Genomic DNA, 26,373 nt, shown 5'->3' on the forward strand with positions numbered 1-26,373 from the left:
TGCACCATCGCTCGCACTCCAGGAGGTTGCGCTGAGACTCGAACTGCGCGGCATCACCAAGCGGTTCGGTGATCTGGTCGCCAACGATCACATCGACCTGACGGTGGAGCCTGGAGAGATTCACGCCCTCCTCGGCGAGAACGGCGCGGGCAAGTCGACCCTGATGAACGTGCTCTACGGGCTCTACCAGCCCGACGAGGGCGAGATCCTGGTCGACGGCAAGCCGCTGAAGCTGAAGGGCCCTTCCGACGCGATCGGGGCCGGGATCGGCATGGTGCACCAGCACTTCATGCTGGTGCCGGTGTTCACCGTCGCCGAGAACATCATGCTCGGCGCCGAACAGGTCCGGGGCGGCATCGCCGGCTTCCTGGACCGGCGGCGGGCCCGGCGCGAGGTCACCGAGGTGTCCGAGCGCTACAACCTGCGGGTCGACCCGGACGCGGTGATCGAAGACCTGCCGGTCGGCATCCAGCAACGAGTCGAGATCGTCAAGGCGCTCACCCGCGACGTCGACCTGCTCATCCTGGACGAGCCGACCGCGGTGCTCACCCCCCAGGAGACCGAGGAGCTGCTGACTGTCATGCGGTCGCTCAAGGCGGCCGGCAAGTCGATCGTCTTCATCACCCACAAGCTCGGCGAGGTCAAGGCCATCGCCGACCGGATCACCGTGATCCGACGCGGAAAGACCGTCGGCACCGCCTCGCCCGAGGCCAGCCGGGACGAGCTGGCCGCCCTGATGGTCGGGCGCAACGTCCGGCTCACAGTGGACAAGACCCCGGCCACGCCGGGCGAGCCCGTGCTGGAGGTGGCCGGGCTCGTGGTCGACGACGACCGGCAGATCCGCGCGGTCGACGGTGTGGACCTGACCGTGCGCGCGGGTGAGGTGCTCGGCGTGGCGGGCGTACAGGGCAACGGTCAGACCGAGCTGATCGAGGCGGTCATGGGGCTGCGCCCGGTGCTCGCCGGCACGATCAGCCTGGCCGGTGACCGGATCGACGGCTGGAAGCCCAAGAAGGTGCTCCGGGCGGGCGTCGGCTACGTGCCCGAGGACCGCAGCGTGGACGGCCTGGTCAAGGAGTTCAGCGTCGCGGAGAACCTGGTGCTGGACATCTACGACCGGCCGCCGTTCGGTGCCGGGCTCGCGCTGAAGCCGGACGCGATCGCCGCCTCGGCGAAGGAGCGGATCGAGCAGTTCGACGTCCGCACCTCATCGGCCGACGCGGCGGTGGGCACCCTCTCCGGCGGCAACCAGCAGAAAGTGATCGTGGCCCGGGAGCTGTCCCGGCCACTGAAGCTCCTCATCGCCGCCCAGCCGACCCGTGGCGTCGACGTCGGGTCGATCGAGTTCATCCACAGTCAGATCATCCACGAACGGGACATCGGCACCGCCGTCATGGTGGTCTCCAGCGAACTCGACGAGGTGATCGGGTTGGCCGACCGGATCGCGGTGATGTACCGCGGTCGGATCATCGGCATCGTCGGCCCGGACACCCCGCGTGAGGAGATCGGCCTGCTGATGGCCGGCATCAGCCCGGACGCGGCCCACGAGCGCAACACGGACGCCGTGCCCGGCGACGGGCCGGCCACCGACGGGAGCCCGGCGAGCGACCCGGGCTCCGCGAGCGAGGACGAGGCATGACCAACCCCAATCCGCAGTCCGGCTCGCCGGACAAGGAGCCGGCGAGCGAGGCGCAGGCCGCGCAGAACGCGCTCGGCAACACCGAACGGGCCGAGGTGGCGACCGAGCCGGACCGCTCGGTGGCGAAGCCGGGCCCGGAGCCGGAGCCGGAGCCGAGCCTCGGCCGGTTGTTCCTGGACAACCTCTGGGCGGCCAACACCTTCACTGTGACCCTGCTGTCGCTGGTGCTGGCGATCGTGGTCGGCGCGGTGCTGATGATCATCTCTGATCCTGAGGTGCTCTCCACCTACTCGTACATCACCTCCCGGCCGTCCGACGCGCTCAACTCCAGCTGGACGCTCGTCAGCGAGGCGTACGCGAACCTGTTCAAGGGCTCGGTCTTCGACCCCGAGGCGTTCTCCGGCTGGTTGGACGGCGCCAACGGCTGGCAGCCAGTGCTCGCGCCGATCTCGGAGACGCTGACCTACGCGGCGCCGCTGGTCTTCACCGGTCTGTCGGTGGCGCTGGCCTTCCGGGGCGGCCTGTTCAACATCGGTGCCCAGGGCCAGGCCACCATCGGCGTGATCATGGCGGCGCTGGCCGGCTTCCTGCTGCCGCTGCCGCCCGGCCTGCACCTGCTGGTGGCGGTGCTGGCCGGCGCGCTGGGTGGAGCGATCTGGGGTTTCATCCCCGGCATCCTCAAGGCCCGTGCCGGCGCGCACGAGGTGATCAACACGATCATGCTCAACTACGTCGCCACGTACTTCCTCACCTGGCTGATCGTGCAGAACGGCGTGCAGGACCCGAACCGTACCGACGCGATCAGCAAGGCGGTGGACACCTCCGCCCAGCTGCCCCGACTGCTCGGCGACAACCTGCGGGTGCACGCCGGCATCCTGCTCGCCGTGCTGGCCACCTGGGCGGTCGCCTGGCTGCTCAACCGCTCGACGCTCGGCTTCGAGCTGCGCGCGGTCGGCGCCAACCCGGACGCCGCCCGGACCGCCGGCATCAGCGTCACCCGGACGTACATACTGATCATGGTCTTCGCCGGAATCCTGGCCGGCCTCGGCGGCTCGAACATGGTGCTCGGCTCGACCGCCAGCGCGTTGACCCCGCTGGTGGTCGCGCAGATCGGCTTCGACGGCATCCTGGTGGCGCTGCTCGGGCGGGTGAAGCCCTGGGGGGTGCTGCTCGCCGCGCTGCTGTTCGGGGCGCTGCAGGCCGGTGGTAACCGGATGCAGTCGTACTCCGGGATCTCGCTGGAGTTGGTGACAGTGCTCCAGGCGCTGATCGTCATCTTCATCGCCGCGCCGGCACTGGTGAAGGCGATCTTCCAGCTCCGGGCCGCACGTGCCGCCCGGTTGCAGACGAGCCTGGCGAAGGGCTGGTAACTCATGTCCACCATGGCTGTCCCCGACATCGCCGTCGCCCCGGTCGACGAGGGCTTCTGGACCCGCAGCCGCAAGGTCGGCCTCACGTTGCTGGGGCTCGGCCTGCTGTCCGCGGTGCTCTTCGGCGCACTCGCCACCGACCAGCAGGCCCGGTTCACGCTCAGCGACGACGCGGCCGGCGCCGCACTGGAGATCAACGGCACGATCGGGGCGATCCTGTTCGGGATCATCACGATCGCCGCCGGCGCGGCGCTGCTCGCCGGGGTGCCGAAGCGCTGGTTCCTTCCGGTGCTCGGCGTCGGGCTCGTCGGTTTCGTGCTGTCGTTCCTCTGCTGGCAGGTCTCCGCCGCGCCGGCCGGGCAGAACTTCATGCCACTGGTCAACATCATCCGGGGCACGTTCATCCTGGCCCTGCCGCTGATCTTCGGCGCGCTCGCCGGGGTGCTCTGCGAACGCTCCGGCGTGGTCAACGTGGCCATCGAGGGCCAGCTGCTGATGGGCGCGTTCAGCGGGGCCCTGTTCGGCAGCATCTCCGGCAGCGTCTGGGTCGGCCTGGTCGCCGCCGCCATCGGCGGCGCGTTCATCTCGCTGCTGCTGGCCGTCTTCGCGATCCGCTACCTGGTCGACCAGGTCGTCATGGGCATCGTGCTGAACCTGCTGGCTGTCGGCGTCACCGGCTTCCTCTACGAGCGGCTGATGCAGACCGACGCGGAGAAGTACAACAGTGCGCCCCGCTTCAGCAACTGGGAGATCCCGCTGCTGAAGGACATCCCGGTGCTCGGGCCGGCGCTGTTCCGCGGCAACATCTTCCTCTACCTCGGGCTGGTCCTGGTGCTGGTGATCCACATCGGGTTGTTCCGTACCCGGTGGGGGCTGCGGACCCGATCGGTCGGCGAGCACCCGATCGCCGCCGACACTCTCGGCGTCAAGGTGCTGCGGGTCCGCTACCGCAACGTGCTGCTGGCCGGCGTGGTCGCCGGCATCGGCGGGGCGTCCTACACGCTGGCGCTCTACTCGTTCACCAAGAACATGATCGGCGGTAAGGGCTTCATCGCCCTGGCCGCGCTGATCTTCGGCCGGTGGAACCCGACCGGGGCGCTGCTCGCCGCGCTCTTCTTCGGCTTCGCCGACCAGCTCGCCACCTACCTGGGCGCGATCAGCAGCTCCATCCCCAGCCAGTTCCTGGCCATGCTGCCCTACCTGGCGACCATCCTGGCCGTCGCCGGGCTGGTCGGCCGGGTCCGGGCACCGGCCGCCGACGGCAAGCCGTACATCAAGGGCTGACCGACCACTGGTCCGTCGATCATGGAGTTGTGGTGCCTCACAAAAGTCGCAAAGTTGCACCTGTCACCCACCACAACTGCATGATCGACGAAGCCGGCGGGCCGGCGGGCCGGCGCGCTCCTGCGGGGGTGGACGTAACGGTCGCGGGACCCTGGCGGCTTCTGAACTGGGCTACTTCGGCAGGATGATGGCATGACGGACATTGACTGGGCGCAGTTGCGCGCCGCCGCCACCGAGGCGATGCGGCACGCGTACGCGCCGTACTCGACGTTCCCGGTCGGCGCGGCCGCGCTGGTCGACGACGGCCGGGTGGTGGTCGGCTGCAACGTGGAGAACGCCGCGTACGGTGTGACGCTCTGCGCCGAGTGCGGCGTCGTGTCCAGCCTGCACGCCACCGGCGGCGGTCGGCTCGTCGCGCTCTCCTGCGTCGACGCGACAGGCGAGCCGTTGATGCCGTGCGGCCGCTGCCGGCAGCTGCTCTGGGAGCACGGCGGGCCGGACTGCCTGATCGAGAGCAAGACCCGGCCACTGCGGATGGCCGAGCTGCTGCCGCACGCCTTCGGCGTGGAGGACCTGGAGGCGGTCACCGGCGAGACGCCGGTGCCGGTGGTCCCGGAGCGGCTCGCCGCCTGGCGCGGGCGCGGCACCGTCTTCGTGCACCCGGACATGTCCGCCGGCCAGCAGGTCTGGACGGCGTACTGGGAGCGGTCGGCCGGCGACGACGCCGACGCCGAGACCGGCGTGCTGGAGGAGGCGCCGAGCTGGGACGACCCGGCCGAGGCGATCACCTGGGGCCTGGCCCGGACGCCCCGGGTGGTCGTGGTCGACGAGACCGGCACCATCTTCTGGGCCGGCGAGGGTGAGCCGCCGTTGGAGATCCCGGTGCGGTGGGCTGCTGGTTGAGCTCGGGATTGGTTGCGGTTGAGGGCCGGGGCCGACCGTGCCCGGCTCCGGGCGGTCAGGCTTGATCCCTCCGCCGGGCACGGTCGGCCCCGGCCCCGTCGTGGGCACCCGCCGTCCCAGGGCACGGTTGCGGGGCGGTATCTCCATTCGACTAAGAAAGATCTTGTGATGAGTAGTGGGTTTGCTGCTGTTGACGTTATTCGGGTGAAGCGGGACGGGGGGGTTCTGTCGGACGCGCAGATCGACTGGGTGGTCGACGCGTACACCCGGGGGGTCGTCGCCGACGAGCAGATGTCCGCGTTGGCGATGGCGATCCTGCTCAACGGCATGACCGGGCCGGAGATCGCCCGGTGGACCGCCGCGATGATCGCCAGTGGTGAGCGGTTGGACCTGTCGGCGGTACGTCGGCCGACTGTCGACAAGCACTCCACCGGCGGCGTCGGCGACAAGATCACTCTGCCGCTCACCCCGCTGGTGGCGGCGTGTGGCGCCGCCGTACCGCAGCTGAGCGGCCGGGGCCTCGGGCACACCGGTGGCACGCTGGACAAGTTGGAGTCCATTCCGGGCTGGCGGGCCACTGTGAGCAACGACGAGTTCATCGCCCAGCTGGACGAGGTCGGCGCGGTGATCTGCGCGGCGGGTGCCGGGCTCGCCCCCGCCGACCGCAAGCTGTACGCGTTGCGCGACGTGACGGGCACCGTGGAGGCGATCCCGCTGATCGCCAGCTCAATCATGAGCAAGAAGATCGCCGAGGGGACCGGCGCGCTGGTCCTCGACGTCAAGGTCGGCTCGGGCGCCTTCATGAAGTCCGTCGACCAGGCCCGCGAGTTGGCGCGCACCATGGTGGAGCTGGGCGGTGCGCACGGTGTGCGGACTGTCGCCCTGCTCACCGACATGTCCACCCCGCTCGGCCTGGCGATCGGCAACGCGGTCGAGGTGACCGAATCGGTCGAGGTGCTGGCCGGTGGTGGACCGGCCGACGTGGTGGAGCTGACCCTCGCCCTGGCCCGGGAGATGCTCGACGCCGCCGGTCTGCCGGACGCCGACCCGGCGGCGGCGCTGCGCGACGGCCGGGCCATGGACTCCTGGCGGGCGATGATCCGGGCGCAGGGCGGCGACCCGGACGCGCCGATGCCGACGGCCGCCGAGGTGGAGGTGGTCCGCGCCGAGCGGGACGGGTACGTCGCGGCCGTCGACGCGTACGCCATGGGGGTTGCGGCGTGGCGGCTCGGCGCGGGTCGGGCGCGCAAGGAGGACCCGGTCAGCGTGCCGGCCGGTGTGGTGTTGCACAAGCGGCCGGGTGACGAGGTGCGGGCCGGTGACCCGCTCTACGAGCTGCGGGCCGAGGACGCGACGCGGATTCCGGCAGCGCTGACCGAGGCCGCCGGCGCGGTGCGGATCGCGTCGACGGCCCCGGCGGCGACGTCGTTGGTCATCGAACGCATCGGCTGACCGATCCGGGGTTGCCCTGGCGTGGTGCCGGTCACCTGGGAGCGCTATTGTCGCAGGCCAAGGGGGGACAACCGGCCTTGCGCCGGCGCGAGCAGACAGGAAGATCCGCCGTGACCGTTGCTGCCCCCGACCCACGTGAGGTGCGCGAGGCGAGCCTTGACGAGCTTTCCCGGCTGGGCCTGCCGTTGCCGCCGGCCCAGTTTCCCCTCGTCTGGGAGCCGGGTGACCAGATCGACCTGCGCCCGACCGTGGAGATCGAGGCGCGGATCGCGGTGCTGCACCTGATCCTGGCCCGCTGCTTCGGGATGCCCCCGCAGGCGGCGATGAGCTGGCTGCTCGGCTCGCACCTCGTCGACATGGTCACCCCGCCGGAGTGGCAGTTCGTGATGGGCGGCAAGGGCGACCACCGGTCGTTCGTGCTGCACCACGACGCGCTCTTCGCGCTGGCCTGGGTGCTCGGGCTGAGCAAGCAGCTCGACCCGACGTTGGCCGTCGACGAGCGGCTGGTCGAGCGGCTGCCGCACATCGCCGAGGGGGAGACCTTTCCGCACTGGCGCTCCCGGATCCTCACGGCACCGCAGCACCCGGCCGACGCGGCCGCCCTACTCGACCTGCACTACTGCCTGGACTGGGCGTACCTGGAGACCGAGCGCGGCGGCCGGCGTGCGCCGGGCCTGGTCGACGCGAACGCGATCGGGCAGCGGCGGTGGGCGCTGGAGTGGGCGGTGATCCTGCGCGGGCCGTACCACGACGAACCGCCCGGTTGGGAAGAGGTCGACCTCTCCACCTGAGGTCAGCGAGGTCGCAGGACGTCGAGTCGGACCGCCATGGTGACCCGGACCGGTTCGGGCAGCGCGCCCAGCCGGGTGTCGAGGGCGGCGGGGTCGGTGTGCCAGGCGCTGGGGCCCATCCCGACCAGTGTGGCGACCTCCGGCCGGGTCATTGTCAGCTCCGCCCGGTGCACGGCCGAGCTGGCAGGCGTGAAGTGCCCGCCCAGGCTGCCGGACACCCGGTCGGCCTTGTCCGGGTCGACCCGCAGCAGGCCGAGGGCGTCCACCAACTCGGCCAGGTGGTCGGTGTCGGGCGTGACCACCAGCAACGTGCCGGCCGGGTCGAGCACCCGGTGGAACTCCGGGCCGTTGCGCGGGGCGAACACGTTCAGCAGCACGGCGGTCGAGGCGTCCGCGAGCGGCAGCCGCTGCCAGGTGTCGGCGAGCGCGGCGGCGGCCCGGGGATGCGCGCGGGCCGCGCGGCGCAGCGCCGGCTTGGACACGTCCAGGGCCAGGCCCACGGCGTCCGGCAGCGCCGCCAGCACCGCGCCGAGGTACCGGCCGGTGCCTGCGCCGGCATCCACCACCAGGGGGTACGCCCCGAAGCCCGACGTCGGCAGCCGACCGACGGCTTCCGTCGCGGCCTCGGAGAGGGCGGCCGAGATGAGGTCGTAGTGCCCGGCGGCGAGGAAGTCCGCCCGGGCGGCCACCATCTCGGCGCTGTCGCCGACGTGCGGGGCGCGCCCAGCGAGGAGGTTGACGTACCCCTGCCGTGCGATGTCGAAGCTGTGCCGGCGCGGGCAGCGCAGCGCACTTGTGGTGCCGGCGGTCGCCTCGGCCAGCGGCTCGCCGCAGACCGGGCAGCGCAGCCGGTCGAGGATGCGGGGGTCCACGTCAGGCCGCCGGGCCGCGTCGGCGGTGGTGGACCCACCCGCCGGGGTCGTCCCGTTCGTCCAGCCACCGTGGCGCGTCCATACGGTCCAGCCTAGTGGCCTGGCTCGGCGGGCCTGAGCTGGCTGACTAGGGTCTGAGCATGGTCGCAACTATCCGGTACGAGGACATCGTCAAGGTCCCGAAGGCGCTGCTGCACGACCACCTCGACGGCGGGCTGCGGCCGGCGACGATCGTCGACCTGGCCGCCGAGGTGGGCCACGAACTGCCCACCACCGACCCGGAGGCGCTCGGACGCTGGTTCGCGGACGCGGCGGACTCCGGCTCCCTGGAGCGCTACCTCGAGACGTTCGCGCACACAGTGGCGGTCATGCAGACCGGGCCCGCGCTGCGTCGGGTGGCCCGCGAGTGCGCGCTGGACCTGGCCGCCGACGGAGTGGTCTACGCCGAGGTGCGCTTCGCCCCCGAGCAGCACCTGGAACGGGACCTCAGCCTGGACGAGGTGGTCGAGGCGGTGCTGGCCGGGTTCGCCGAGGGCACCGCCCAGGCGGTCGAGGCGGGCCTGACCATCCGGGTGGGCACCCTTCTCACCGCGATGCGGCACGCCGCCCGCTCGCAGGAGATCGCCGAGTTGGCCGTGCGGCACCGGGACGCCGGGGTGGTCGGCTTCGACATCGCCGGCGCCGAGGCGGGCTTCCCGCCCACCCGGCACCTGGACGCCTTCGAGTACCTGCAACGGGAGAACTTCCACTTCACCATCCACGCCGGTGAGGCGTTCGGTCTGCCGTCGATCTGGCAGGCGATCCAGTGGTGCGGAGCGGACCGGCTCGGCCACGGGGTGCGGATCGTCGACGACATCGCCCCCGACGGCTCGCTCGGCCGGCTGGCCGCGTACGTCCGGGACAAGCGGATCCCCCTGGAGCTGTGCCCCTCGTCGAACGTGCAGACCGGCGCGGTGGCCTCGATCGCGGACCACCCGATCGGCCTGCTGCGGGACCTGCGCTTCCGGGCCACCGTCAACACCGACAACCGGCTGATGAGCGGCACCTCGATGTCGCGGGAGATGTCGCTGCTGGTGGAGACGTTCGGCTACGGCTGGAAGGAGTTGCAGTGGTTCACCATCAACGCGATGAAGAGCGCCTTCATCCCGTTCGACGAGCGGCTGCGGATCATCGATGAGGTGATCAAGCCGGCGTACGCGAAGTTGCTGGCCTGAGTTCAGCCATGCGGGTGGCCGGCGAGCAGGCCGGCCACCCGGCGCAGCACCTCCCGGGCTCGGGCCGCCTCCGCGCCCAGGCCCATCTGCCGGCGCAGCACGGCCGGCTCGGCCCGCAGCAACGCCACCCCGCGCCGAACCAGCACCCGGGGTGCCTTGCGCTGCTCGGACAGGTCACGGGCGAGTCGACGCAGGAAGGTCGCCCCACGCGGGCGGCGCAGCGCGTACGCCCCGGCGAGCAGGCCACGGCGACGGCACTCCTCGACGATCTCGGCGGCGAAGATCCCTTCGGCCACGAAAAGTGGCGATCCGGCGACATCAAATGGCCGGGTGGCCACCCGTCGATCGGCGCCGATCGCATAAACCGGCACATCGGCTCGACCCTCGCGGGCAAGTCGGGCAATGATTTCCACCGCACTGGAGGCGTCCCAGGACTGCGGCGATTCCCAATCCACCTGGCCGTTTCGTCGGGGCAACGTAGGGTCATCGCCGTCTTTGTAGAAGTCGTCCAAGCAGAGCACCGGCAAGCCGGTTTGCTGCGCTATGTACGACTTTCCGGACCCCGATGGGCCGGCCAGTAGGACAACACGGTGCGGATGTTTCATTACCTTCAGTTACTCCGGCCAGACAGACTGCTATCAAATCGCATCAACATCTCATCACACCTTCGGTCGGGGACAACCTGGGCTTTCTTCTTGTCGACCGGCGTGATGGAATCTCGGGGGTCCGACCCGCCGGGTCGGTCGCTGGGCGTTGCCCGGGGCAACGCGTTCAAGCTGTAATCGCGAGGGCGGTGACGTGAGCAAACGGCCAAAGACGGCGGGCTCCTTCCTGTCGCGGCTGCGCCGGCCGGCCAGCCGGCTCCGGGACATGCCGATCTGGTCCAAGCTCGGTCTCATCATGATCGTGCCGACCATCGCCACGGTCGTGGTGGGCACCAGTGGTCTCATCGACCACGTGGAGACGCTCAACAATGCCAACCGAGCTGGCGACCTGGCGAATCTGTCGAGCTATTCGGGTGACCTGGTCGACAGCCTGCAGGACGAGCGGACCGCCGCCGTGCTGCTGCTGGGCGCGGACGGGACGCAGCCGACGGCGCAGTACCAGGAGGCATACAACCGGGTGAACTCCCGGGTGGACCAGGATGCGATCCCCTACCGGCAGCAGCGGACCGAGATCGAGGACCTGCCGAGCAGCCTGGAAGGGCTGCTGGACAGCATCGACCAGAACCTCCAGGACCTGTCGGGCGTCCGCAGCCAGGTGTTCAACGGGAAGCTCGCGCTCACCGAGACCGTGCAGGCGTACGAGGGTCTGATCAGTGACCTGCTCGCCATCCGCGACTCGTCCACGCAGCTCGCCGGTGACAACCAACTCAGCGACCGGATGCGCGCCGCTGCGGCTGTCGCCCGGGAGAAGGAGTTCCTCGCCGTACGCCGGGTCGTGGTGCACCGCGCGCTGGGCGTGAAGGGCGGACAACGCCTGACCCCGGCACTGCGCAGGGACTACGTCGCCAGCGACACCGGCCAGCAGCAGGCCCTGCAGAGCTTCAAGGCCGTCGCCACCCCGGACGACGCGAAGTTCCACGACCAGACGGTCGCGGGCGGCGACCGCCGGCAGGCACAGAACTACACCGGCTGGATCGACGGCAACACCACCGGCAACATGCGCGGTGCGCCGTTCGGCCCGGACCAGTGGGAAGCCGCCATGACGGCCAACGCCAAGCTGATCCGCACCGTCGAGCGGAAGCTCGACAGTGAAGTGGTCAACCAGGCCGACACCCTCCGCTCGGACGTCCAGCGCCAGGTCTTCCTGGAGACCGGCCTGCTGCTCAGCATGCTGCTGCTGGCCATCCTCTTCGCGTACCTGGTGGCCCGCTCGATGGCCCGCTCGCTCCGTGAGCTGCGGCAGGGCGCGCTCTCCGTGGCCCAGTACGGCCTGCCACAGGCGGTGGCCCGACTGCGCGACCCGCAGGTCGTCGGGCAGCTCTCCCCGGTGCAGCTGGCCAACCAGATCGCCGAACCGCTGCCGGTGCGCAGCAAGGACGAGTTCGGCCAGGTGACCGAGGCGTTCAACGCCGTCCACCTGGAGGCCGTCCGCACGGCCGCCGAGCAGGCGGCACTGCGTGCCTCCGTCGCGACCATGTTCGTCAACCTGGCCCGCCGTTCGCAGATCCTGGTCGACCGCCTCATCGGGCACCTCGACCGGTTGGAGCGCGGCGAAGAGGACCCGGACCGGCTGGCCGAGCTGTTCCAGCTCGACCACCTGGCCACCCGGATGCGCCGTAACGACGAGAACCTGCTGGTGCTCGCCGGTGCCGACTCCACCCGTGTGCAGCGCGAGCCGGCCGCTCTCATCGACGTGCTGCGCGCCGCGCAGTCCGAGGTCGAGCACTACACCCGGATCGAGTTCGGGGTCATCGACCGCGACATCGAGGTCGCCGCGCACGCGGTCAACGACCTGGTGCACCTCGTCGCGGAGCTGTTCGACAACGCCACAGCGTTCTCCCCGCCCGACTCGCAGGTCATGGTCGAGGCCCGCCGGGTCGGTGACCGTTCCTCGCTGTACGTCGAGGACCGTGGCATCGGCATCAGCGCCGAGCAGCTGCACGACCTCAACGAGCGGCTCGCGACGCCGCCGCAGGTCGATGTGGCCGTGTCCCGGATGATGGGCCTGGTCGTGGTCGCCCGGCTGGCGTCCCGGCACGGTGTCCGGGTCGAGCTGCGCCCCGGCAGCGACCGCGGCACTGTCGCCGAAGTGAGCCTGCCCACCTCGGTGCTGGTGCCCCGGGCACTGTCCGGTCGGGTGCAGCAGCCTCCGGCGCTGCCGGCGGCCGGTGCTCCCCAGTTCGGTGGTCCGCAGTCCGGTGGGCCCGCGCCGGTCTTCGGCGCGCTGCCCGCACTGGGCAACGGCCCCCGCCCGAGCGAGTCCGGCAACCAGGTCACCCTGGGCGGTCGTCCGTTCGACCCCGCTTCGCGCAACGGTGCCAGCACCCCCGCCAACGGTGGTGCCTACCGCTCGATGCCGGCCTGGTCCGACCTGACCGGCGCGGCCGGGACGAACGGCGTCAACGGCGGCGACGGGTTCACCCCCCGGTCGGCCAACGGCCCGGGAACCGACCCGCTGCCGCAGCGCCGGGCCGGGGACGAGACCCCGACCACCGGCCAGCAGCCGTCCATCCCGCGTCAGCTGCCGAGCAGCCCTGAGGCGCACCCGTACTCGGCGCCGCCGGTCTCCGCGCAGCCCTACTCCGGTGCGCCGGTCTCCGCCTCGCCGGCCTCCGGCCAGCCCTACTCGGGTCATCCCTACTCGGGTGCCCCGTACGGCGGCGCGCCGGTCTCCGCAGCCCCGGCCTCCGGGCAGCCGTACGCCGGTCCGCCGGTGTCGGCGTCGCCGGTCTCGGCCTCGCCGGCGTCCGGGCAGCCGTACTCGGGCCAGCCGTACTCGGCACCGCCCGCGTCCAGCCAGTCGTTCAGCGGGTTCGCGCCCCGGTCCGCCCCGCCCGCACAGGCAGCCAGCGCTCCGGCGCCGCCGGCCTGGCCGCCAGTGCCGGGCAGCGACCGGGACACTGCCACCCCGCCGGTGCCCGAGCGGCTCGCCGCCGCGCTGGACATGACGACGGAGTTGCCGCGGGTGCCGCGCCCCGGCGAGCAGCCGGCCGCGGCCCAACCTCCGGCACCAGCGCCGACCCCGGCAGCAGCGCCGGCTCCGGCCCCGCAGACTCGGCCGACGCCGCAGCAGCCGCAGGCGCAGAACCGTCAGCGGTACGCGGACGAGACGATGGAGCTGCCGATCTTCCGGGAGCTCGAGTCGGCCTGGTTCCGTACCCGTCGCCCGGGCTCCGAGGAGACCGCGGCCGGCGGCCAGCCAGCGACGAACGGCGACTCCGCGACCCAGCAGTTCGCCACGGTCGAGGCCAGCGGTCGGGCAGTCCACAAGACACCACCCGGGACGACAGGTAACACACCGATGGCAGACACTCCGACGGTCGGAGGAGCGCCGCGGAACAACGGCTCCACAGCGAACGAGGGCAGCCGCCCCAGCCTCGCCGAGAGCCTGCCGAACCGCCGGCCCCAACCGCAGAGCAACGGCTGGCAGACCGCTGCCGACGACGGCTGGCGTGCTGCCTCCGCGGCGGCCGGTGCGGTGCCGGTGAACGAGACCACCACTACCGGTCTGCCGAAACGCAAGCCGATGGCGCAGTTGGTGCCCGGTGCGGTGGAGAAGCCCACCACCTCGGTCCAGCGGCGCTCCCCGGAGGCGGTTCGTGGCCTGCTCTCCGCCTACCACCGGGGCGTGCAGCGAGGGCGTAGCACCTCGGACACCCCGACCAGCCCGGAGGCGACTCCGGGAGGGCAATCCTCGCAGTCTGGCTCAGGCCCGGTGGCCGGGAGCGGGCAGAAGGAGCAAGAAGGATGACAACTACGCAGGATCTTGGTTGGCTGCTGGCCAACTTCGCCGACCGGGTGCCCGGCGTCGCGCACGCGGTCGCCGTATCGGCGGACGGCCTACTCCTCGCGTCGTCACGGGATCTGCCGCGCGACCGGGCAGATCAGCTCGCCGCGATCTCGTCGGGTCTGGTCAGCCTGACCCAGGGGGCAGCACGCTGCTTCGAGGGAGGCGCGGTGTTGCAGACCGTCGTGGAGATGGACAATGGCTTCCTGTTCCTGATGTCCATCTCGGACGGCTCGTCCTTCGCCGTGCTGGCAGCCCGCAGCTCCGACGTGGGCCAGGTTGGCTACGAGATGGCGCTGCTGGTCGACCGGGTGGGCGACGCACTGACCCCGCAGCCGCGCGCGGCTGCGGGCATGCTGGGCTGACGTTTCGCCGATCGTGAGGTCGGCACGACTGCAACAACGACAACGACGGGTTTCACCGGTGGGAGCCGGTAACGGGTGCGAAGGAGGTGAGCGGCGAGATGGCCGATCGTGACGAACCAACCGGAGCGTTGGTCCGTCCATACGCCGTGACCCGTGGTCGCACCCGTCCCCGGCTCGACATCGCGCTGGAGGCGCTCGTCGAGACGACGGTGCGCGGCCGGGCCGCTGCCAATGGCAACGGCGGCCAGGGCCGCGAACACCAGTACATCGCCGCGCTGTGTGACGGACGCGTGCAATCGCTCGCGGAGATCGCGGCGCGGATGCAGCTCCCGCTCGGTGTGGCCCGGGTGCTCATCGCCGACATGGCGACGGACGGCCTGGTCGCGGTCCACGAGCCGACCATTTTGGACGACTCCGACGACGCGGTGGGCACTGAACTGCTGGAGAGGGTGCTGAGTGGACTTCGCAGGCTCTGACATGTCGCACCGCCCGCCGAACCCGAGCGGCCGCGTGACGTCGGCGAAGATCGTTATCGCCGGTGGATTCGGCGTCGGTAAGACGACGCTGGTCGGCTCGGTCTCGGAGATCACGCCGCTGACCACCGAGGCCATCATGACCTCCGCTGGCGTGGGCGTCGACGACACCCGGCAGGTGCCGGGCAAGACGACGACCACGGTGGCCATGGACTTCGGCCGGATCTCGATCGACCGTGACCTGATCCTGTACCTGTTCGGTACGCCGGGTCAGACCCGTTTCTGGTTCATGTGGGACGAACTGGTGCGGGGTGCGATCGGTGCGGTCGTGCTGGTGGACACTCGCCGGCTGGCCGACTGCTTCGCGGCGATCGACTTCTTCGAGCACCGACGCCTGCCGTACCTGGTGGCGATCAACTGCTTCGACGGGATGCAGTACCACGACCCGCAGGACGTCCGGGACGCCTTGGCGATCTCGAGCGACGTGCCGGTGGTGGCCTGCGACGCCCGTAACCGGGAGTCGACGAAGCACGTGCTGATCTCGCTGGTCGAGTACGTGCTCACCATGCGCCGTACGCGCGCCGTCGCCCCGGCCTGATCGCGGCGCTGCACGCCCCGGTGGTGGCTCCGGCCGCCATCGGGCGCTGCCGGCCGCCCCGATGAGTGCCTCCGCGCTGGCTCGTCGCCCAGACGAGCCGGCGCGCCGCCGAGCCGCCTCCTGACGACCTGGAAGCTGTCAGCCCCTTCCCCCGGGGCACGAGCTCACCCACTGTCCTCGCGAGGCGGCTTCTGCGTGCCCGGGGATCGCCCTGCTGACGCAGAAGCGCCCCCAGCCAACTGGCTGGGGGCGCTTCTGCGTGTGAAGAGGGTCAGGACTGGTAGCCGGCCGAGCGGTACTCGTACTCCCGGTCGTCGTCGCGGTCCCCGTGGTCGCGGCTGAAGTCCCAGCCGCCGGCCGCCTCGCGACCGGGCCGACCGCCCACAGCGAAACCGCCGATCTCCTGGCCGCGACGCCAGCCACGGAAGTAGCCGGTCGTGTTCTCCGCGAGGCTTGCCGCATCACGCACTATGCGCAATGGGCGCTCCTCGCGTAGCGGCGAACCGGGCACCAGGTTGGCCTGCGGTACGCGCTTCGGCAGCCCGGCGTTGGTCTCGGCGCCCACCGCCGGGCGGGCGGCCTGCTCAGCGGCCTGCCAGCCGGTGTCGGCAGTGGTCGACCAGTCCAGGTCGGACTCCTCGGCCTGGCCGACGAACCAGGCCGACTTGGCCTGCGCGAAGATCAGCAAATCGCCGTCGCCCTCGTCGGCGACCGGCGGCGGCCGGTGCTCCATCGGCGGTGGCCGGTGCTCGACCGGGGGCGACGGCCGGTGCTCGGCGGCACGCTCGGTGCGGGCGGCCGCCCGACCGTTGCGAGCGGCCTGCTCGCGGTCGACCAGGCGCAGCGGCGGCGTCTCCAGGTGCTGGTCCGCGGGAGGGTTGGGCCCTTCGCGCAGCGCCCGGTCGGCCAGCGGCGGCGGCTCCACCAGCCGCAGCATCGGTGGCTCCGGCGGCAGGTCGTCCGCCAACCAGGGCGGGGTGACCCGACCGTCGGCCCGACCCGGGTCGGTCGGGGCGTCGACACCGCGGCTGCCGCCGTACGAGTAGGCCACCGGGTTGTTCGGTGAGCTGTCGGACGGGTCCTCCGGGTTGTTGACCAGCGGCCAGTTGGCCCGGGAGCCGGGCGGTGCGGTCTCCTGCCCGGGGCGGGGGGTCGGCACCGGAATGCTGAGATCGGTGGCGCTGAACCCGCCGGTGGGTGGCTCGTCGACCGGGCGTTGCTGGTGGCTCGGCCGGGGCTCGCCGTTGGTCTTGGGGCGGGGCGGAATGACAGTACGCTGCCGCTCGGCCCGCGCGTGGTTGATCGCGGCGGTGGTCAGCGTCGGCCGGAACGGCTCGCCGGCCTCGGCCGGGGGCACCATGCCGCGCTGTGCCGGCGCGATCGGGGTGATCCCGGGGGGCGGGGGCGGCGGCGCGGAGACCGGCCGGTTGGTCGGGCCGTCGATCCGGCTGGGGAGCGGCTCGCTGCGGGTGGGCAGCGTGGACGCTGGCGGACCAGCCATCGCCGCCGGGGTCATCGGTGCGGGTGCGACAGGCGGTGGCGTGACCGGCGCCGGGGCGACCGGCGGTGGCCCGAGCGGGCGGGGCGACGCCAGCGGCGCGTTACCGGGGACCGGCTCGGGACGGCTGCGCCGCCCGACGGCGGGTGCTGGCTCGGCGCCCGACGGGGCGGGTCGGACCGACCGCAACCCGGCGTTGGTGCCGGCCAGGCCGGTCAGACCGGCGTTGGTGCCGGCCAGGCCGGTCAGCTCACCGACGGACTCGCCACGGCGGGCAGCGGCCCGGCGGCCGGGTGCTTGGACAGGAGTGCTGACGCGTGAGCTGAGCGCGCTGACCAACGCCTCACACCCGGCGTCGCAGGCCCGGACCGAGGCAACGGCCTGGCGGACCGTCTCGGCCACCGCGGACGTGAGCGCACGGTTGACCGCGGCGCGTCGGGGTGTCTCGGAGATGGCGACCCGCAGGGCGGTGACCGCCTCGTTGATCTCCTCGGCATCGGCGACCCCGTCCGCGGCGAGGTGCGCGGCGATGGCGTCCGCCGCGACCGACACCTCGCGGCCCCGGGCCACTGTGCCGCCGAGCATGCCCGGCTCGGGCAGCGCGTCCAGCACGGCCAGAGAGACCGGCTCGGCTGGGTCCGGGTAGGCGCGGAGAGCCGCCGGGTAGAGCTCGCGCAGCACCTCGCGCAGCGCCACGGCGGCGGAGTGCCGACCACTGGTCAGCGCGGCGTGCGCGGACAGCACCTGCTTGTAGCCGGCGAGATCCCGGGGTGCCGGCAGGGTGACGGCGGAGAGCGCCCCGGCCTGCAACGCGCGGGCCAGACCGACCGCCCGTCGTTCGGCCGGAGGTGACTGCATCTCCTCAAGGGAGTCGTCATCGGCGAACCGCTCGGCGAAGTCGTCCACCGAGTCGTCGTCGGCGATCGCCAGGGGCCGCCCCGCCGCGCTCAGCAGCGAGGTGACCGTGTGGTCGTCGCTGTCGGCGGCGATGGCCGCACCGCTCGGCCCGCCCGACCGCTCCACGAGCAGCGAGACGAGCTGGGCGTAGCCAGCGGCGTCATCGCTGATCTCGCAGACATGCAGCAGACGGCCTGCGTCGTCGACCACAGCGGACGTCAGCGTCGAACCGGCGGAGGCCGGTCGGTCAGCCGGATCCGCCGAGGCCAGACCGCAGTAAACGCGCACGAGCGCCACGGCGTCGTCCTCCTCCCGGGACAGGTCTTTCCTCTGCCAGCAACTGATGCTCCCCGGTACGGGTCAGTCGCGCCAGTCCACCACCGCAGAGATCTTGCCGACAATGGTGCGCCAACCCAAACTCGCGGTCTGCGCACCGATCTTCTTCAGCCGTCGCCGACCCATGAACGCGCCGATCCCACCGTTCGCGGTGGCACGCAGCGCCTCGTCCAGGTCGTCGAGGCTGGAGCCGGCGGAGAGCATGTCGAGTACCGCAGGCAGCCGCAATGCGTACGAGAGGTCACGCGCGACCTCGCCCGCCTCGATCAGCAGAGTCGAATCCCACGTGTCGTGCCCGCCGCGCAGGTTCTCCACGACCAGGTCGAGCTCGTAGGTGTCCTCGTCCAGCGGAGCGATATCTGCCGGCTCCACCCGTTCGGACAATTCATTCCAGCTGTCCAGTTGGGACAGATCGTTTGGCGCACCGGATCGGATGAAACTGACGAGCGACTCGGGGGTCTTGAACAGCAGCAGCTTGCCCTGGTTGCTGAGGAAGACCGGCACCTCCTCGTCGTCCGCCTCGTCCGCCTCGTCAGTGACGGCCTCGTCGGACTCGTCGGACTCGTCGTCGGTGTCTGCGGCGCCGTCGCGGCGGCGGCGCGTGGACTCCTCGTCCTCGTCCTCGGCGGCGAACTCCCCGGCCAGTTCCTCGTCGAGGATGACGACGGTCTCGTCGTCCTCTTCCTCCTCGATCGCCTGGCGGCGGGCGAGGAACGGGTCGTCCTGGTCGCGCTCGGTCACGTCGGTGGGGGTCAGCGAGCTGGCCGGCCGGTACGCCCGGAGCGTGAAGCCGGTGCCGGCGGGCAGGGCGATCTCCACTGGGTCGATGCGCAGCTCGTCCCAGAGCGAACGGTCGATCGACGCCGACGGGCGGTCGGTCTCCTCGGTCTCGTCTGGCTCGGCCGCGCCGGTGGTGTCGTCGAGCTCGGGCTCGTCGGCGTCGGGCCGTTGGGGCGACTGGCGGGCCACGCTGACCTCCGTGTGCTTCGGGTTGCCCACCCGCCGGGGTCTGGCCGGCGAGTGACTCTGGGCACATACCCTAGTCGGCGGCGCTGGGTGACCGATGCCCGCACCCCGGTGGCCGGTTGGTGCACGGGTCCGACCTGCTGGTCGTCAGCGCTGGCGAAGCGGCCGTTCGACAAGTAGCGTAGCTACGTATGAAGGCCCAGGCGCTGCACGGCCATCTCGACGCTCTGCTGCTCGCCGTTCTCGAACAGGGCGCGTTGCACGGCTACGCGATCATCGAGGCGCTGCGCGCCCGCAGTGACGGCAATCTCGATCTGCCCACCGGCACCATCTATCCGGCGCTCCGTCGCCTGGAACGCGCCGGCCACGTGGCGAGCACCTGGAGCACTGTCAGCGGTCGGGAACGGCGGACGTACCAGCTCACCGACTCCGGCCGACGGGCGCTGGCCGGGGAGCGCGCGGGTTGGCGCGAGTTCCAACTGACCGTCGGGCGGTTCCTCGACCCCGGCAGCCCGCCCACCCCGGCCTGAGCCGCGCGGGGCGGGCCGCCGATCAGCGGGTGGTGGCCAGCAGCCAACCGCGTGCCGCGCGGGTCAGCGAGAAGTATCCGCCGCCCACCAACACCGCCCCGATGATCATTGGGGGCCAGTGCAGCGCCGCGTCCCAGAGGTTGAGTGACCAGGTGAAGAGGGCGCAGCCAGCGATCATGCCGAGGGCCAGGACGCCGGTCAGGCCGGCGCCCACCGCACGCTGCGCCAGGGCCAGGCCCGGCCGTGGCGCCCGCGCGCTCGCCCACACCACCAGCAGGCCGGCCACCGAGAGCAGCAGCGCGCTCATCCAGATCCAGTCGACCGAGTTGGAGAGCAGCAGGTAGCCGGCCGGGGGACGCGGGCCACCACTCCAGCTCGACCCCCGCCAGGTCAGATCACCGGCGACCACCCCCACCCCGGCGATCGCCAGCATCCGCAGGGAGAGCCCGCGCAGGGCGCCCACCGCCAGCTCGGCCTGCCAGGACGGGAGCAGCTGCGCCGGTGAACCGAACTCGACCACCGCCCGACGCTGCGCCTCGGTGGGTGGCACCCCGCTCTCGCGGTACGCCTCGACGGCGTCCAGCAACCCATGCCGGGCCTCGGTCAGCAGGTCGGACTTGAGTCGCGCCGGCCCCTGCAACCGAGCCGCCAGCTCCCGCAGGTGCTCGTCGACCATCACGTCCTCACCGCGCGCCATGGCACCACAGTGCCATGGACTGCGGCGGCTCGACGTCCGGGACAACCCTGGTCCGCCCCCGAGGCGGGTCAGGGGGCGAGCGCCAGGTAACCCCGTTCGGCAGCGGCCTGGAGCTGCCACTGGTCCCGGTACCAGCCCGGGGCGGCGACCAGCTCGGCGTGCCGACCGCGCTGGATCACCCGGCCGCCGTCCAGGACCACGATCTCGTCCAGCTCGTCCAGCCCGCTGAGCCGGTGGCTGATCAGCACCACCGAGTGCCCGGCGGGGGTGGCGGCGAGGGCGGACGCGAGCACCGCGTCCGCAGCGGTCGGGTCCAGACCTTCGGTGGGCTCGTCGAGCACCAGCACCGCCGGCGCGGCCAGCAGGGCCCGGGCGAGCGCAAGCCGCTGCCGCTGCCCGCCGGAGAGCTGCCCGCCCTCCTCGCCGACCAGCGTGTCCCAGCCCGCCGGCTGGGCGCGGACCCAGTCCAGCAGGCCGGCGGCGTCGACCGCCCCGGTCAGCTCCTCCTCGCCCGCTCCGGCCCGTCCGAGCAGCAGGTTCTCCCGCACTGTGGCGTGGAAGACGTACGCCTCGGCCAGCAGCCCGCCGACCGCGCGGGGCAGCGCCTCCTCGGCGTACGTCGAGAGGTCGTGGCCGTCCAGTGTGACCCGGCCGGACGCCGGCTGGACGGTGCCGGTCAGCACGGCGGCCAGGGTGCTCTTACCGGCGCCGCTCGGGCCGACGACAGCGATCCGGCGTCCCGCCGGCAGGTCCAGGCTGACCCCGTCCAGGGCGGGTGCCGCGCCGGCCCGGTACCGCACTGTCACGTCGACGAAGCGCAGGTCGTGCGGGCCGCTCAGGTCCGTTGGACCGGTCGCGGGCGACGGGGTCGGCGGGTCGGTGTCGAGCAGGTCGGCCACCCGGGTCAGGCCCTGCCGCAGCTGCGTCCACTGCCGGGCCGCCGTGACCAGCGCCAGGGTCACCTCGACGGCGGCCAGTGCGCCGACGGCGAGGACGCCCACCAGCACCCCCGACACGTCGGTGGCGAGCGCGACCAGCACCACCGCCGCGGCGGTCACGCCGGCGGTCAGCACGCCGGCCGCGTCCACAGCGAACCCGGTGGCGGCCAGCCGACGTTCCAGTCGGGCCAGCCGGTGGGCGCGCTGCTCGGCGGCGCGCAGCGTGCTGGCGGTCGCCCCGAACGCGGCCAGGTCGGCCGCGCCGTGGGTGAGGTCGATCGCGTCGGTGGCCAGCGCGCCCCGCAGGGGGGCCACCTCGGCGGCGCTGCGTCGGGTGACAGCGGTGGCCAGTGCGGGCAGCGCCACCCCGGCGACCAGCAGCCCGACGGCGAGCGCGCCGGCGGCCGGTGCCGAGATCAGCGCCGCCACGGCCACCGCCAACACACCGACCACTGCCGCCGCCGAAGCGGGCACCAGCACCCGCAGCAACAGGTCCTGGACGGCCTCCACGTCGGAGACCAGGCGGCTCAGCACGTCCCCCGAGCGGTGCGCCGTGCCACGGCGAGCCGCCAGGGTGGCGAAGACCCGGGCCCGGACGTCGGTGATCATGCGAAGCACCGCGTCGTGCCCGGCGAGCCGTTCGGTGTAGCGGAAGACGCCCCGGCTGATCGCCAGCGCCCGGACCGCGACGATCGCCACGGTGAGGCGGTCCAGCGGAGGCTGACCGGCGGCGCTCATCAGCAGCCAGGTGGCGGTGGCCATCAGGGCGAGCCCGGCGAACTCGGTGGCGGCTGCCAGCAGCCCGGCTCCGACCAGGCGGCCCAGGTACGGCCGGGCCAGTCGCAGCACGGCCCGCTCGGCGGAGACCCGCCCGGCCGGCGTCGGATCGGCCACCGCCGCCGGCCCGTGTTCGGCGGTCATCGGCTGGCCTTCCCGGTCGGTTCGGGCGTCAACTCGGTGACCCGCCCGTCCTCGATGCGCAGGATCCGGTCGGCGTCGGCGAGCAACGCCGGTCGGTGCGCTACCAACAGCGCGGTCCGCCCGGCGACCAGGCGACGGGTGGCGTCGAGCACCACCGCCTCGGCCGCCGTGTCGAGTCGGGCGGTGGGTTCGTCGAGCAGCACCACCGGGGCGGCCCGCAGGAACGCCCGGGCCAGCGCCACCCGCTGCCGCTGCCCGCTGGACAGCCCGTGGCCGCGCTCGCCGAGCAGGGTGTCCAAGCCGTCGGGCAGCCCGGCCACCACGTCGTCCAGGGCGGCGTCGTGCACCGCGGCGGTGAGCGCGTCGGCCGGAGTGTCCGGCGCGCCGAGGCGGATGTTGTCGGCCAGCGAGGCGGCGAAGAGGTGCGCCCGCTGCGGCACCCAGGCGAGCTGCCGGCGCCAGGCGTCCGGGTCGGCGGTGGCGAGGTCGACCCCGCCCACTGTGATCCGGCCGCTGGTCGGCACCACGAAGCCGAGCAGCAGGCCGAGCAGTGTGCTCTTGCCGGCGCCGCTGGGCCCGATGATGGCGATCCGTTCACCGGGTCGGATGGTCAGTGTCACGTCGCGCAGCGCTGTGGTGCGCTCGTACGCCACTGTCACCCCCTCGAACCGGATCTCGGCCCGCGCGTCCGGGGCGGAGGCGCCCTCGGCGGCCCGGGGCGCGACCGGTGCGGCGGAGACGGTCAACGCCTCGTCCAGCGCGGCCAGACCTTCCATGCTGGCGTGGAACCGGCTGCCGGCGGCCCTCAGCGGCAGGTACGCCTCCGGGGTCAGCAGCAGCACCAGCAGCGCGGTCTGGAGGGCCAGCCCGCCGCCGAGCAACCGGATGCCGACCGGCACCGCGACCAGCGCCACCGAGAGGGTGGCGACCAACTCCAGCACCAGCGCGGAGAGGAACGCGATCCGCAACGTCTTCATGGTGGCGACGCGGTGACCGTCGGCCATCCGGCGCACCACGTCGGTCTGTGCCCGGGCCCGCCCGAACGCGCGCAACGTGGGCAGCCCGGCCACCATGTCGAGGAAGTGCCCGCCGAGCAGCGCGAGCCGCCGCCACTGCCGTTCGGTGGCGGCCTGCGCCTGCCAGCCGAGCAGCGCACCGAAGACCGGGATCAACGGCAGGGTCAGCGCGATGATCACCGCCGAGCTCCAGTCGGCGAAGACGACCCGGGCCAGCACCGCCAGGGGCACCGTCACGCTGAGCACCAGCTGCGGCAGGTACCCGGTGAAGTACGCGTCCAGCGCGTCCAACCCACGCCCGGCCAGGGTGGCGATCTCACCGGCCCGCTGCCCGGCCACCCAGCCGGGCCCGTGCCGGCCCACCGCGCCGAGCAGGTCGGCCCGCAGCGTGGCCTTGACGGTGGCGGCGACCCGCGCCGAGACAGTGCCCTGCGCCCAGACCACTGCCGAGCGGGCGGCGACCGCGACGACGAAACCGGCCAGCGCCGGTCGGTCCAGCCGACCGTCGATGGCGGTGGCGAGCAGCGACGCGAGCGCGGTGGCCTGCGCCACGATCAACCCGGCGGCCAGCACGCCCAGGAGCCCGAGCACGGCAAGGTCGCCCCGGGCCGCAGGGACCCGGCGCAGCAGACGCGGGTCGAACGGACGGCGGCTCACCAGTACACCGGTGCCCTACCGTCGGTCCGTCCTCGGAAAACCCACCAGCACATCGCCTGGAAGCCTAGTAGGGCCGGAAGTAGCGGCAGCGCCACCCAGCCCAGCAGCCGCAGGGTCGGCGCGCTGGCGGCCGCGTCGGCCACCCGCAGCGAGGCGTCCGGGTCGGTCGTGGACACCAGCACGTAGGGCCAGAGAGCGGCTCCGACCAGCACCACCGGCAGCGCCAGGGCCGCGCCGGTGGCGACCAGGGCCCACCCGGGCCGCCGCCGTGCCAGCGCCGCGCGGGCCGCCAGCAGCGCCACCACGAGCAGCACCGGCAGGAGTACGGCCACCGCCGGCCGCTGCACGGCGTCGTGTACCCGGGCGGAGAGCAGGCCCACGACGGTGGCCAGGGCGACAGCGGTGAGCGCCACCGGCACCAACCGGCGGGCGGTACGGCCGACCACGGCGGCGGCCTCGGCGGAGAGGCGCACTGTGAGGAAGGTCGCCCCGTGCACAGCGACCAGGGCGACCATGGCCAGCCCGGCGGCTGCCGCGAACGGGGTGACCAGGTGCGTCACCCCGGCGACGTGCCCGTCGGCCTGCAGGGGCACGCCCTGCAACAGCGCGGCGAGCAGCACCCCCCAGCCCAGCGCGGCGAGGGCGCTGCCGATCATCACGACGCGGTCCCAGCGGGCGCGAATCCGCTCGTCGTCGGGTCGGCTCCGCAGCTGCACCCCGACGGTGACCAGGATGACGCCGACCAGGGCGCCGACGACGGCCGGATAGCAGCCGGCGAGCAACTCGCCCTCCAGAAGGGGGAACGCCCCGAAGAGGATGCCCATGGCGGCCACCAGCCAGACCTCGTTGCCGAGGAAGAACGGGCCGAGGGCGGTGAGCGCCTCCCGCCGCCCGTCCGGACCGACGCCGCGGGCGAGCAGCAGCCCGACGCCGTAGTCGTAGCCGGCGAGCACCAGGTAACTGGCGAAGAAGAGGCCGAGCACTGCGTACCAGGCGAGGTCCACTGTCTACTCCTCAGACGAGGGCGGGTTCGGGGTGGGCCGGCTCGCTGGGCGGTGCCGGCGGGCGGCCGAGCGCCGGGTCGGCCGCGCCTCGCCGCGCGTGCCGGGCGAGCAGCACCCAGTTGGTGACGGCGAGGGTGCCCAGCAGCAGGCTGAACCCGATCAGCGAGGTCAGCATCAGCGGTGCGCTGACCGGGGAGACGGCCTGCTCGGTGGGGAGCAGCCCGTACGCCACCCAGGGTTGACGGCCGACCTCCCGCGAGATCCAGCCGAGGATCACCGCGACGAACGGCAGCGGCAGGGCGAGCAGGATCAGCCAGAGCGGGAAGCGCAGTCGGATGATCCAGTCCCGGAAGAGCAGGGGCAGCAGGAGCCAGAGGCAGCCCAGGGTGAAGCCGATCAAAATCATGAAGCCGAGCCCGACGCTGGCCAGCACCGGCGGGGTGTAGTCGCCGGGGCCGAACCGGGCGGTCCATTCGGCGATCAGCGCCTGGCTCTCCGGACCGTCGCCGCCGAACTTGGTCGGCTGCACCGAGCCCACCGGGCCGAACTGGGCGAAACCGAAGCCCTGCACCATCGTGATGGCCAGTGCCGCGGTGACCAGGCCGATCCGCAGCGAGGTGCGGAAGAGCGCGAAGTCCGGGGTACGCCGGAGCAGGTGCCCGGCGCTGACCGCCGCCATCAGCATCCCGCCGACCAGCAGCGCCGCCGAGACCACGTGCCCGAAGGCCATGCCGAGGCTGGGGTTGGTGAGCAGCGCGCCGAAGTCGGTGAGGTGGGCGATCCCGTCGCGGACCTCGTAGCCGACCGGGTTCTGCAGCCAGGAGTTGGCCACCATGATCCAGAACGCCGAGGCGTACGCGGTGATCGCCACGCCCCAGAGCAGCGCGAGGTGGACGCCCTTGCCGAGCCGGTGCCAGCCGAAGATCCACATTCCGAGGAACGTGGACTCCAGGAAGAACGCCACAAGCGTCTCGATGGCCAGCGGTGCGCCGAAGACGTTGCCGACGTAGCGCGACAGGCCACTCCAGTTCAGCCCGAACTGGAACTCCATCACGATCCCGGTGGCGATGCCGAGCACGTAGTTGATCACGTAGAGCTGGCCCCAGTAGCGGGTCAGCCGCTCCCATTTCGGGTTGCCGGTGAGCACCCAGGCGGTCTGCATGCCGACCAGCAGGGTGACCAGCCCGAGCGTGACGACCACGAACAGGAAGTGGATCGAGGTCGTGGTGGCGAACTGCAGGCGGGCGAGGAGCAGGGTGTCCATGACCAGCCCTCCATAGCGTTGGCTCCCTTGTCGTAGCCACCCTACACGTAGTTTGCCTACTGATAAGAACTACTACGCCCTGTCGTAGAAAACTCTACTACGCCATGTAGTACGTAGGGGAGATCGCGCTCGATCGTGGATGCACTGGTCTCGCGGCCCCCGCGATGCCCCTCGATCCTGGATCGAGTGCGATCTTGCGAGGGGGCAGGGGCGCACGAGGCGTCGCCCGCGCGGTT

At 72.2% G+C, this 26,373-nt stretch carries 21 protein-coding genes; 12 read left to right on the forward strand and 9 right to left on the reverse strand.

Translation table 11 applies throughout. The features are described 5' to 3' along the window. The first annotated feature begins 91 nt into the window (after positions 1–91). The 6 genes from IW249_RS13270 to IW249_RS13295 all read left to right on the forward strand — a co-directional run bounded on the left by IW249_RS13270 (position 92) and on the right by IW249_RS13295 (position 7,439). Positions 92–1,639 (forward strand): ABC transporter ATP-binding protein, encoded by a 1,548-nt coding sequence (locus tag IW249_RS13270; RefSeq protein WP_307788813.1) that lies wholly within the window; start codon positions 92–94, stop codon positions 1,637–1,639. Further along, a complete protein-coding gene (locus IW249_RS13275) occupies positions 1,636–3,009 on the forward strand; it encodes an ABC transporter permease (protein ID WP_196921002.1) in 1,374 nt (457 codons plus the stop codon). The genes IW249_RS13270 and IW249_RS13275 overlap by 4 nt, the downstream gene beginning before the upstream one ends. 3 nt (positions 3,010–3,012) lie before the next feature. Next, positions 3,013–4,293 carry an ABC transporter permease gene (locus IW249_RS13280; protein ID WP_196921003.1) on the forward strand — a complete coding sequence of 427 codons (1,281 nt, stop codon included), beginning with the start codon at positions 3,013–3,015 and terminating at the stop codon, positions 4,291–4,293. Between the two features lie 192 nt (positions 4,294–4,485). Further along, entirely contained in the window at positions 4,486–5,196 is a 711-nt protein-coding gene (locus tag IW249_RS13285) for a cytidine deaminase (RefSeq protein ID WP_196921004.1), read from the forward strand. A gap of 168 nt (positions 5,197–5,364) precedes the next feature. After that, positions 5,365–6,648 carry a thymidine phosphorylase gene (locus IW249_RS13290; RefSeq protein ID WP_196921005.1) on the forward strand — a complete coding sequence of 428 codons (1,284 nt, stop codon included), beginning with the start codon at positions 5,365–5,367 and terminating at the stop codon, positions 6,646–6,648. Positions 6,649–6,758: 110 nt separating this feature from the next. Then, positions 6,759–7,439 (forward strand): DUF4272 domain-containing protein, encoded by a 681-nt coding sequence (locus tag IW249_RS13295; protein WP_112677367.1) that lies wholly within the window; start codon positions 6,759–6,761, stop codon positions 7,437–7,439. A 2-nt stretch (positions 7,440–7,441) separates the two neighbouring features. Here the strand turns inward: IW249_RS13295 and IW249_RS13300 are convergent, their stop codons facing one another. Further along, positions 7,442–8,311: a putative RNA methyltransferase gene (locus IW249_RS13300; RefSeq protein ID WP_196921006.1), complete on the reverse strand. Its 870-nt coding sequence runs from the start codon at positions 8,309–8,311 to the stop codon at positions 7,442–7,444. 140 nt (positions 8,312–8,451) lie between these two features. Here IW249_RS13300 and IW249_RS13305 point away from each other — a divergent pair, with 140 nt between their 5' ends. Then, entirely contained in the window at positions 8,452–9,525 is a 1,074-nt protein-coding gene (locus IW249_RS13305; protein WP_196921007.1) for an adenosine deaminase, read from the forward strand. A gap of 2 nt (positions 9,526–9,527) precedes the next feature. On the opposite strand, the gene IW249_RS34255 is transcribed toward IW249_RS13305, so the two are convergent. Next, entirely contained in the window at positions 9,528–9,821 is a 294-nt protein-coding gene (locus tag IW249_RS34255) for a hypothetical protein (RefSeq protein WP_231392511.1), read from the reverse strand. Between the two features lie 502 nt (positions 9,822–10,323). Here IW249_RS34255 and IW249_RS13315 point away from each other — a divergent pair. From IW249_RS13315 to IW249_RS13330, 4 genes are all read left to right on the forward strand, one after another. Next, entirely contained in the window at positions 10,324–13,941 is a 3,618-nt protein-coding gene (locus tag IW249_RS13315; RefSeq protein WP_196921009.1) for a sensor histidine kinase, read from the forward strand. After that, positions 13,938–14,342, forward strand: coding sequence for a roadblock/LC7 domain-containing protein (locus tag IW249_RS13320; protein WP_030329023.1), 405 nt, complete (start codon positions 13,938–13,940; stop codon positions 14,340–14,342). The genes IW249_RS13315 and IW249_RS13320 overlap by 4 nt, the downstream gene beginning before the upstream one ends. Before the next feature lie 98 nt (positions 14,343–14,440). Beyond that, positions 14,441–14,818 carry a DUF742 domain-containing protein gene (locus IW249_RS13325; protein WP_030329021.1) on the forward strand — a complete coding sequence of 126 codons (378 nt, stop codon included), beginning with the start codon at positions 14,441–14,443 and terminating at the stop codon, positions 14,816–14,818. A gap of 1 nt (position 14,819) precedes the next feature. Then, positions 14,820–15,413, forward strand: coding sequence for a GTP-binding protein (locus IW249_RS13330; protein WP_007455465.1), 594 nt, complete (start codon positions 14,820–14,822; stop codon positions 15,411–15,413). Between the two features lie 271 nt (positions 15,414–15,684). Here the strand turns inward: IW249_RS13330 and IW249_RS13335 are convergent, their stop codons facing one another. After that, positions 15,685–18,129, reverse strand: a complete 2,445-nt coding sequence (locus tag IW249_RS13335) for a transposase (protein ID WP_196924772.1) — start codon at positions 18,127–18,129, stop codon at positions 15,685–15,687. Between the two features lie 39 nt (positions 18,130–18,168). Next, positions 18,169–19,143 (reverse strand): SatS C-terminal domain-containing protein, encoded by a 975-nt coding sequence (locus IW249_RS13340; protein WP_196921010.1) that lies wholly within the window; start codon positions 19,141–19,143, stop codon positions 18,169–18,171. Between the two features lie 158 nt (positions 19,144–19,301). On the opposite strand from IW249_RS13340, the gene IW249_RS13345 reads away from it, so the two are divergent. After that, positions 19,302–19,640, forward strand: coding sequence for a PadR family transcriptional regulator (locus tag IW249_RS13345; protein ID WP_112680778.1), 339 nt, complete (start codon positions 19,302–19,304; stop codon positions 19,638–19,640). A 22-nt stretch (positions 19,641–19,662) separates the two neighbouring features. On the opposite strand, the gene IW249_RS13350 is transcribed toward IW249_RS13345, so the two are convergent. From IW249_RS13350 to IW249_RS13370, 5 genes are all read right to left on the reverse strand, one after another. Then, positions 19,663–20,337, reverse strand: a complete 675-nt coding sequence (locus IW249_RS13350; protein WP_196921011.1) for a permease prefix domain 1-containing protein — start codon at positions 20,335–20,337, stop codon at positions 19,663–19,665. A gap of 68 nt (positions 20,338–20,405) precedes the next feature. Then, the gene (cydC, locus tag IW249_RS13355) at positions 20,406–22,196 is read right to left on the reverse strand and encodes a thiol reductant ABC exporter subunit CydC (RefSeq protein ID WP_196921012.1); all 1,791 of its coding nucleotides are present in this window, start codon (positions 22,194–22,196) and stop codon (positions 20,406–20,408) included. After that, positions 22,193–23,869 carry a thiol reductant ABC exporter subunit CydD gene (cydD, locus tag IW249_RS13360; protein WP_196921013.1) on the reverse strand — a complete coding sequence of 559 codons (1,677 nt, stop codon included), beginning with the start codon at positions 23,867–23,869 and terminating at the stop codon, positions 22,193–22,195. Before cydD ends, cydC begins: the two co-directional genes overlap by 4 nt. Then, on the reverse strand, positions 23,866–24,873 hold the full coding sequence (locus IW249_RS13365; protein ID WP_196921014.1) for a cytochrome d ubiquinol oxidase subunit II: 1,008 nt from the start codon (positions 24,871–24,873) through the stop codon (positions 23,866–23,868). Before IW249_RS13365 ends, cydD begins: the two co-directional genes overlap by 4 nt. A gap of 10 nt (positions 24,874–24,883) precedes the next feature. Beyond that, the gene (locus IW249_RS13370; RefSeq protein WP_196921015.1) at positions 24,884–26,137 is read right to left on the reverse strand and encodes a cytochrome ubiquinol oxidase subunit I; all 1,254 of its coding nucleotides are present in this window, start codon (positions 26,135–26,137) and stop codon (positions 24,884–24,886) included. Positions 26,138–26,373 lie beyond the last annotated feature (236 nt).

It is taken from the genome of Micromonospora vinacea (assembly GCF_015751785.1).
GTDB lineage: Bacteria > Actinomycetota > Actinomycetes > Mycobacteriales > Micromonosporaceae > Micromonospora > Micromonospora vinacea.

Excerpts from the sequence above, each read along its gene's own strand:
- IW249_RS13280 (WP_196921003.1), top strand. The coding sequence starts at position 3,013 with ATGTCCACCATGGCTGTCCCCGACATCGCCGTCGCCCCGGTCGACGAG.
- IW249_RS13320 (WP_030329023.1), top strand. The coding sequence starts at position 13,938 with ATGACAACTACGCAGGATCTTGGTTGGCTGCTGGCCAACTTCGCCGAC.
- IW249_RS13290 (WP_196921005.1), top strand. The coding sequence starts at position 5,365 with ATGAGTAGTGGGTTTGCTGCTGTTGACGTTATTCGGGTGAAGCGGGAC.
- IW249_RS13285 (WP_196921004.1), top strand. The coding sequence starts at position 4,486 with ATGACGGACATTGACTGGGCGCAGTTGCGCGCCGCCGCCACCGAGGCG.
- IW249_RS13350 (WP_196921011.1), bottom strand. The coding sequence starts at position 20,337 with ATGGCGCGCGGTGAGGACGTGATGGTCGACGAGCACCTGCGGGAGCTG.
- IW249_RS13330 (WP_007455465.1), top strand. The coding sequence starts at position 14,820 with ATGTCGCACCGCCCGCCGAACCCGAGCGGCCGCGTGACGTCGGCGAAG.
- cydC (WP_196921012.1), bottom strand. The coding sequence starts at position 22,196 with ATGACCGCCGAACACGGGCCGGCGGCGGTGGCCGATCCGACGCCGGCC.
- IW249_RS13325 (WP_030329021.1), top strand. The coding sequence starts at position 14,441 with ATGGCCGATCGTGACGAACCAACCGGAGCGTTGGTCCGTCCATACGCC.
- IW249_RS13345 (WP_112680778.1), top strand. The coding sequence starts at position 19,302 with ATGAAGGCCCAGGCGCTGCACGGCCATCTCGACGCTCTGCTGCTCGCC.
- IW249_RS13275 (WP_196921002.1), top strand. The coding sequence starts at position 1,636 with ATGACCAACCCCAATCCGCAGTCCGGCTCGCCGGACAAGGAGCCGGCG.
- IW249_RS13370 (WP_196921015.1), bottom strand. The coding sequence starts at position 26,137 with ATGGACACCCTGCTCCTCGCCCGCCTGCAGTTCGCCACCACGACCTCG.
- IW249_RS13305 (WP_196921007.1), top strand. The coding sequence starts at position 8,452 with ATGGTCGCAACTATCCGGTACGAGGACATCGTCAAGGTCCCGAAGGCG.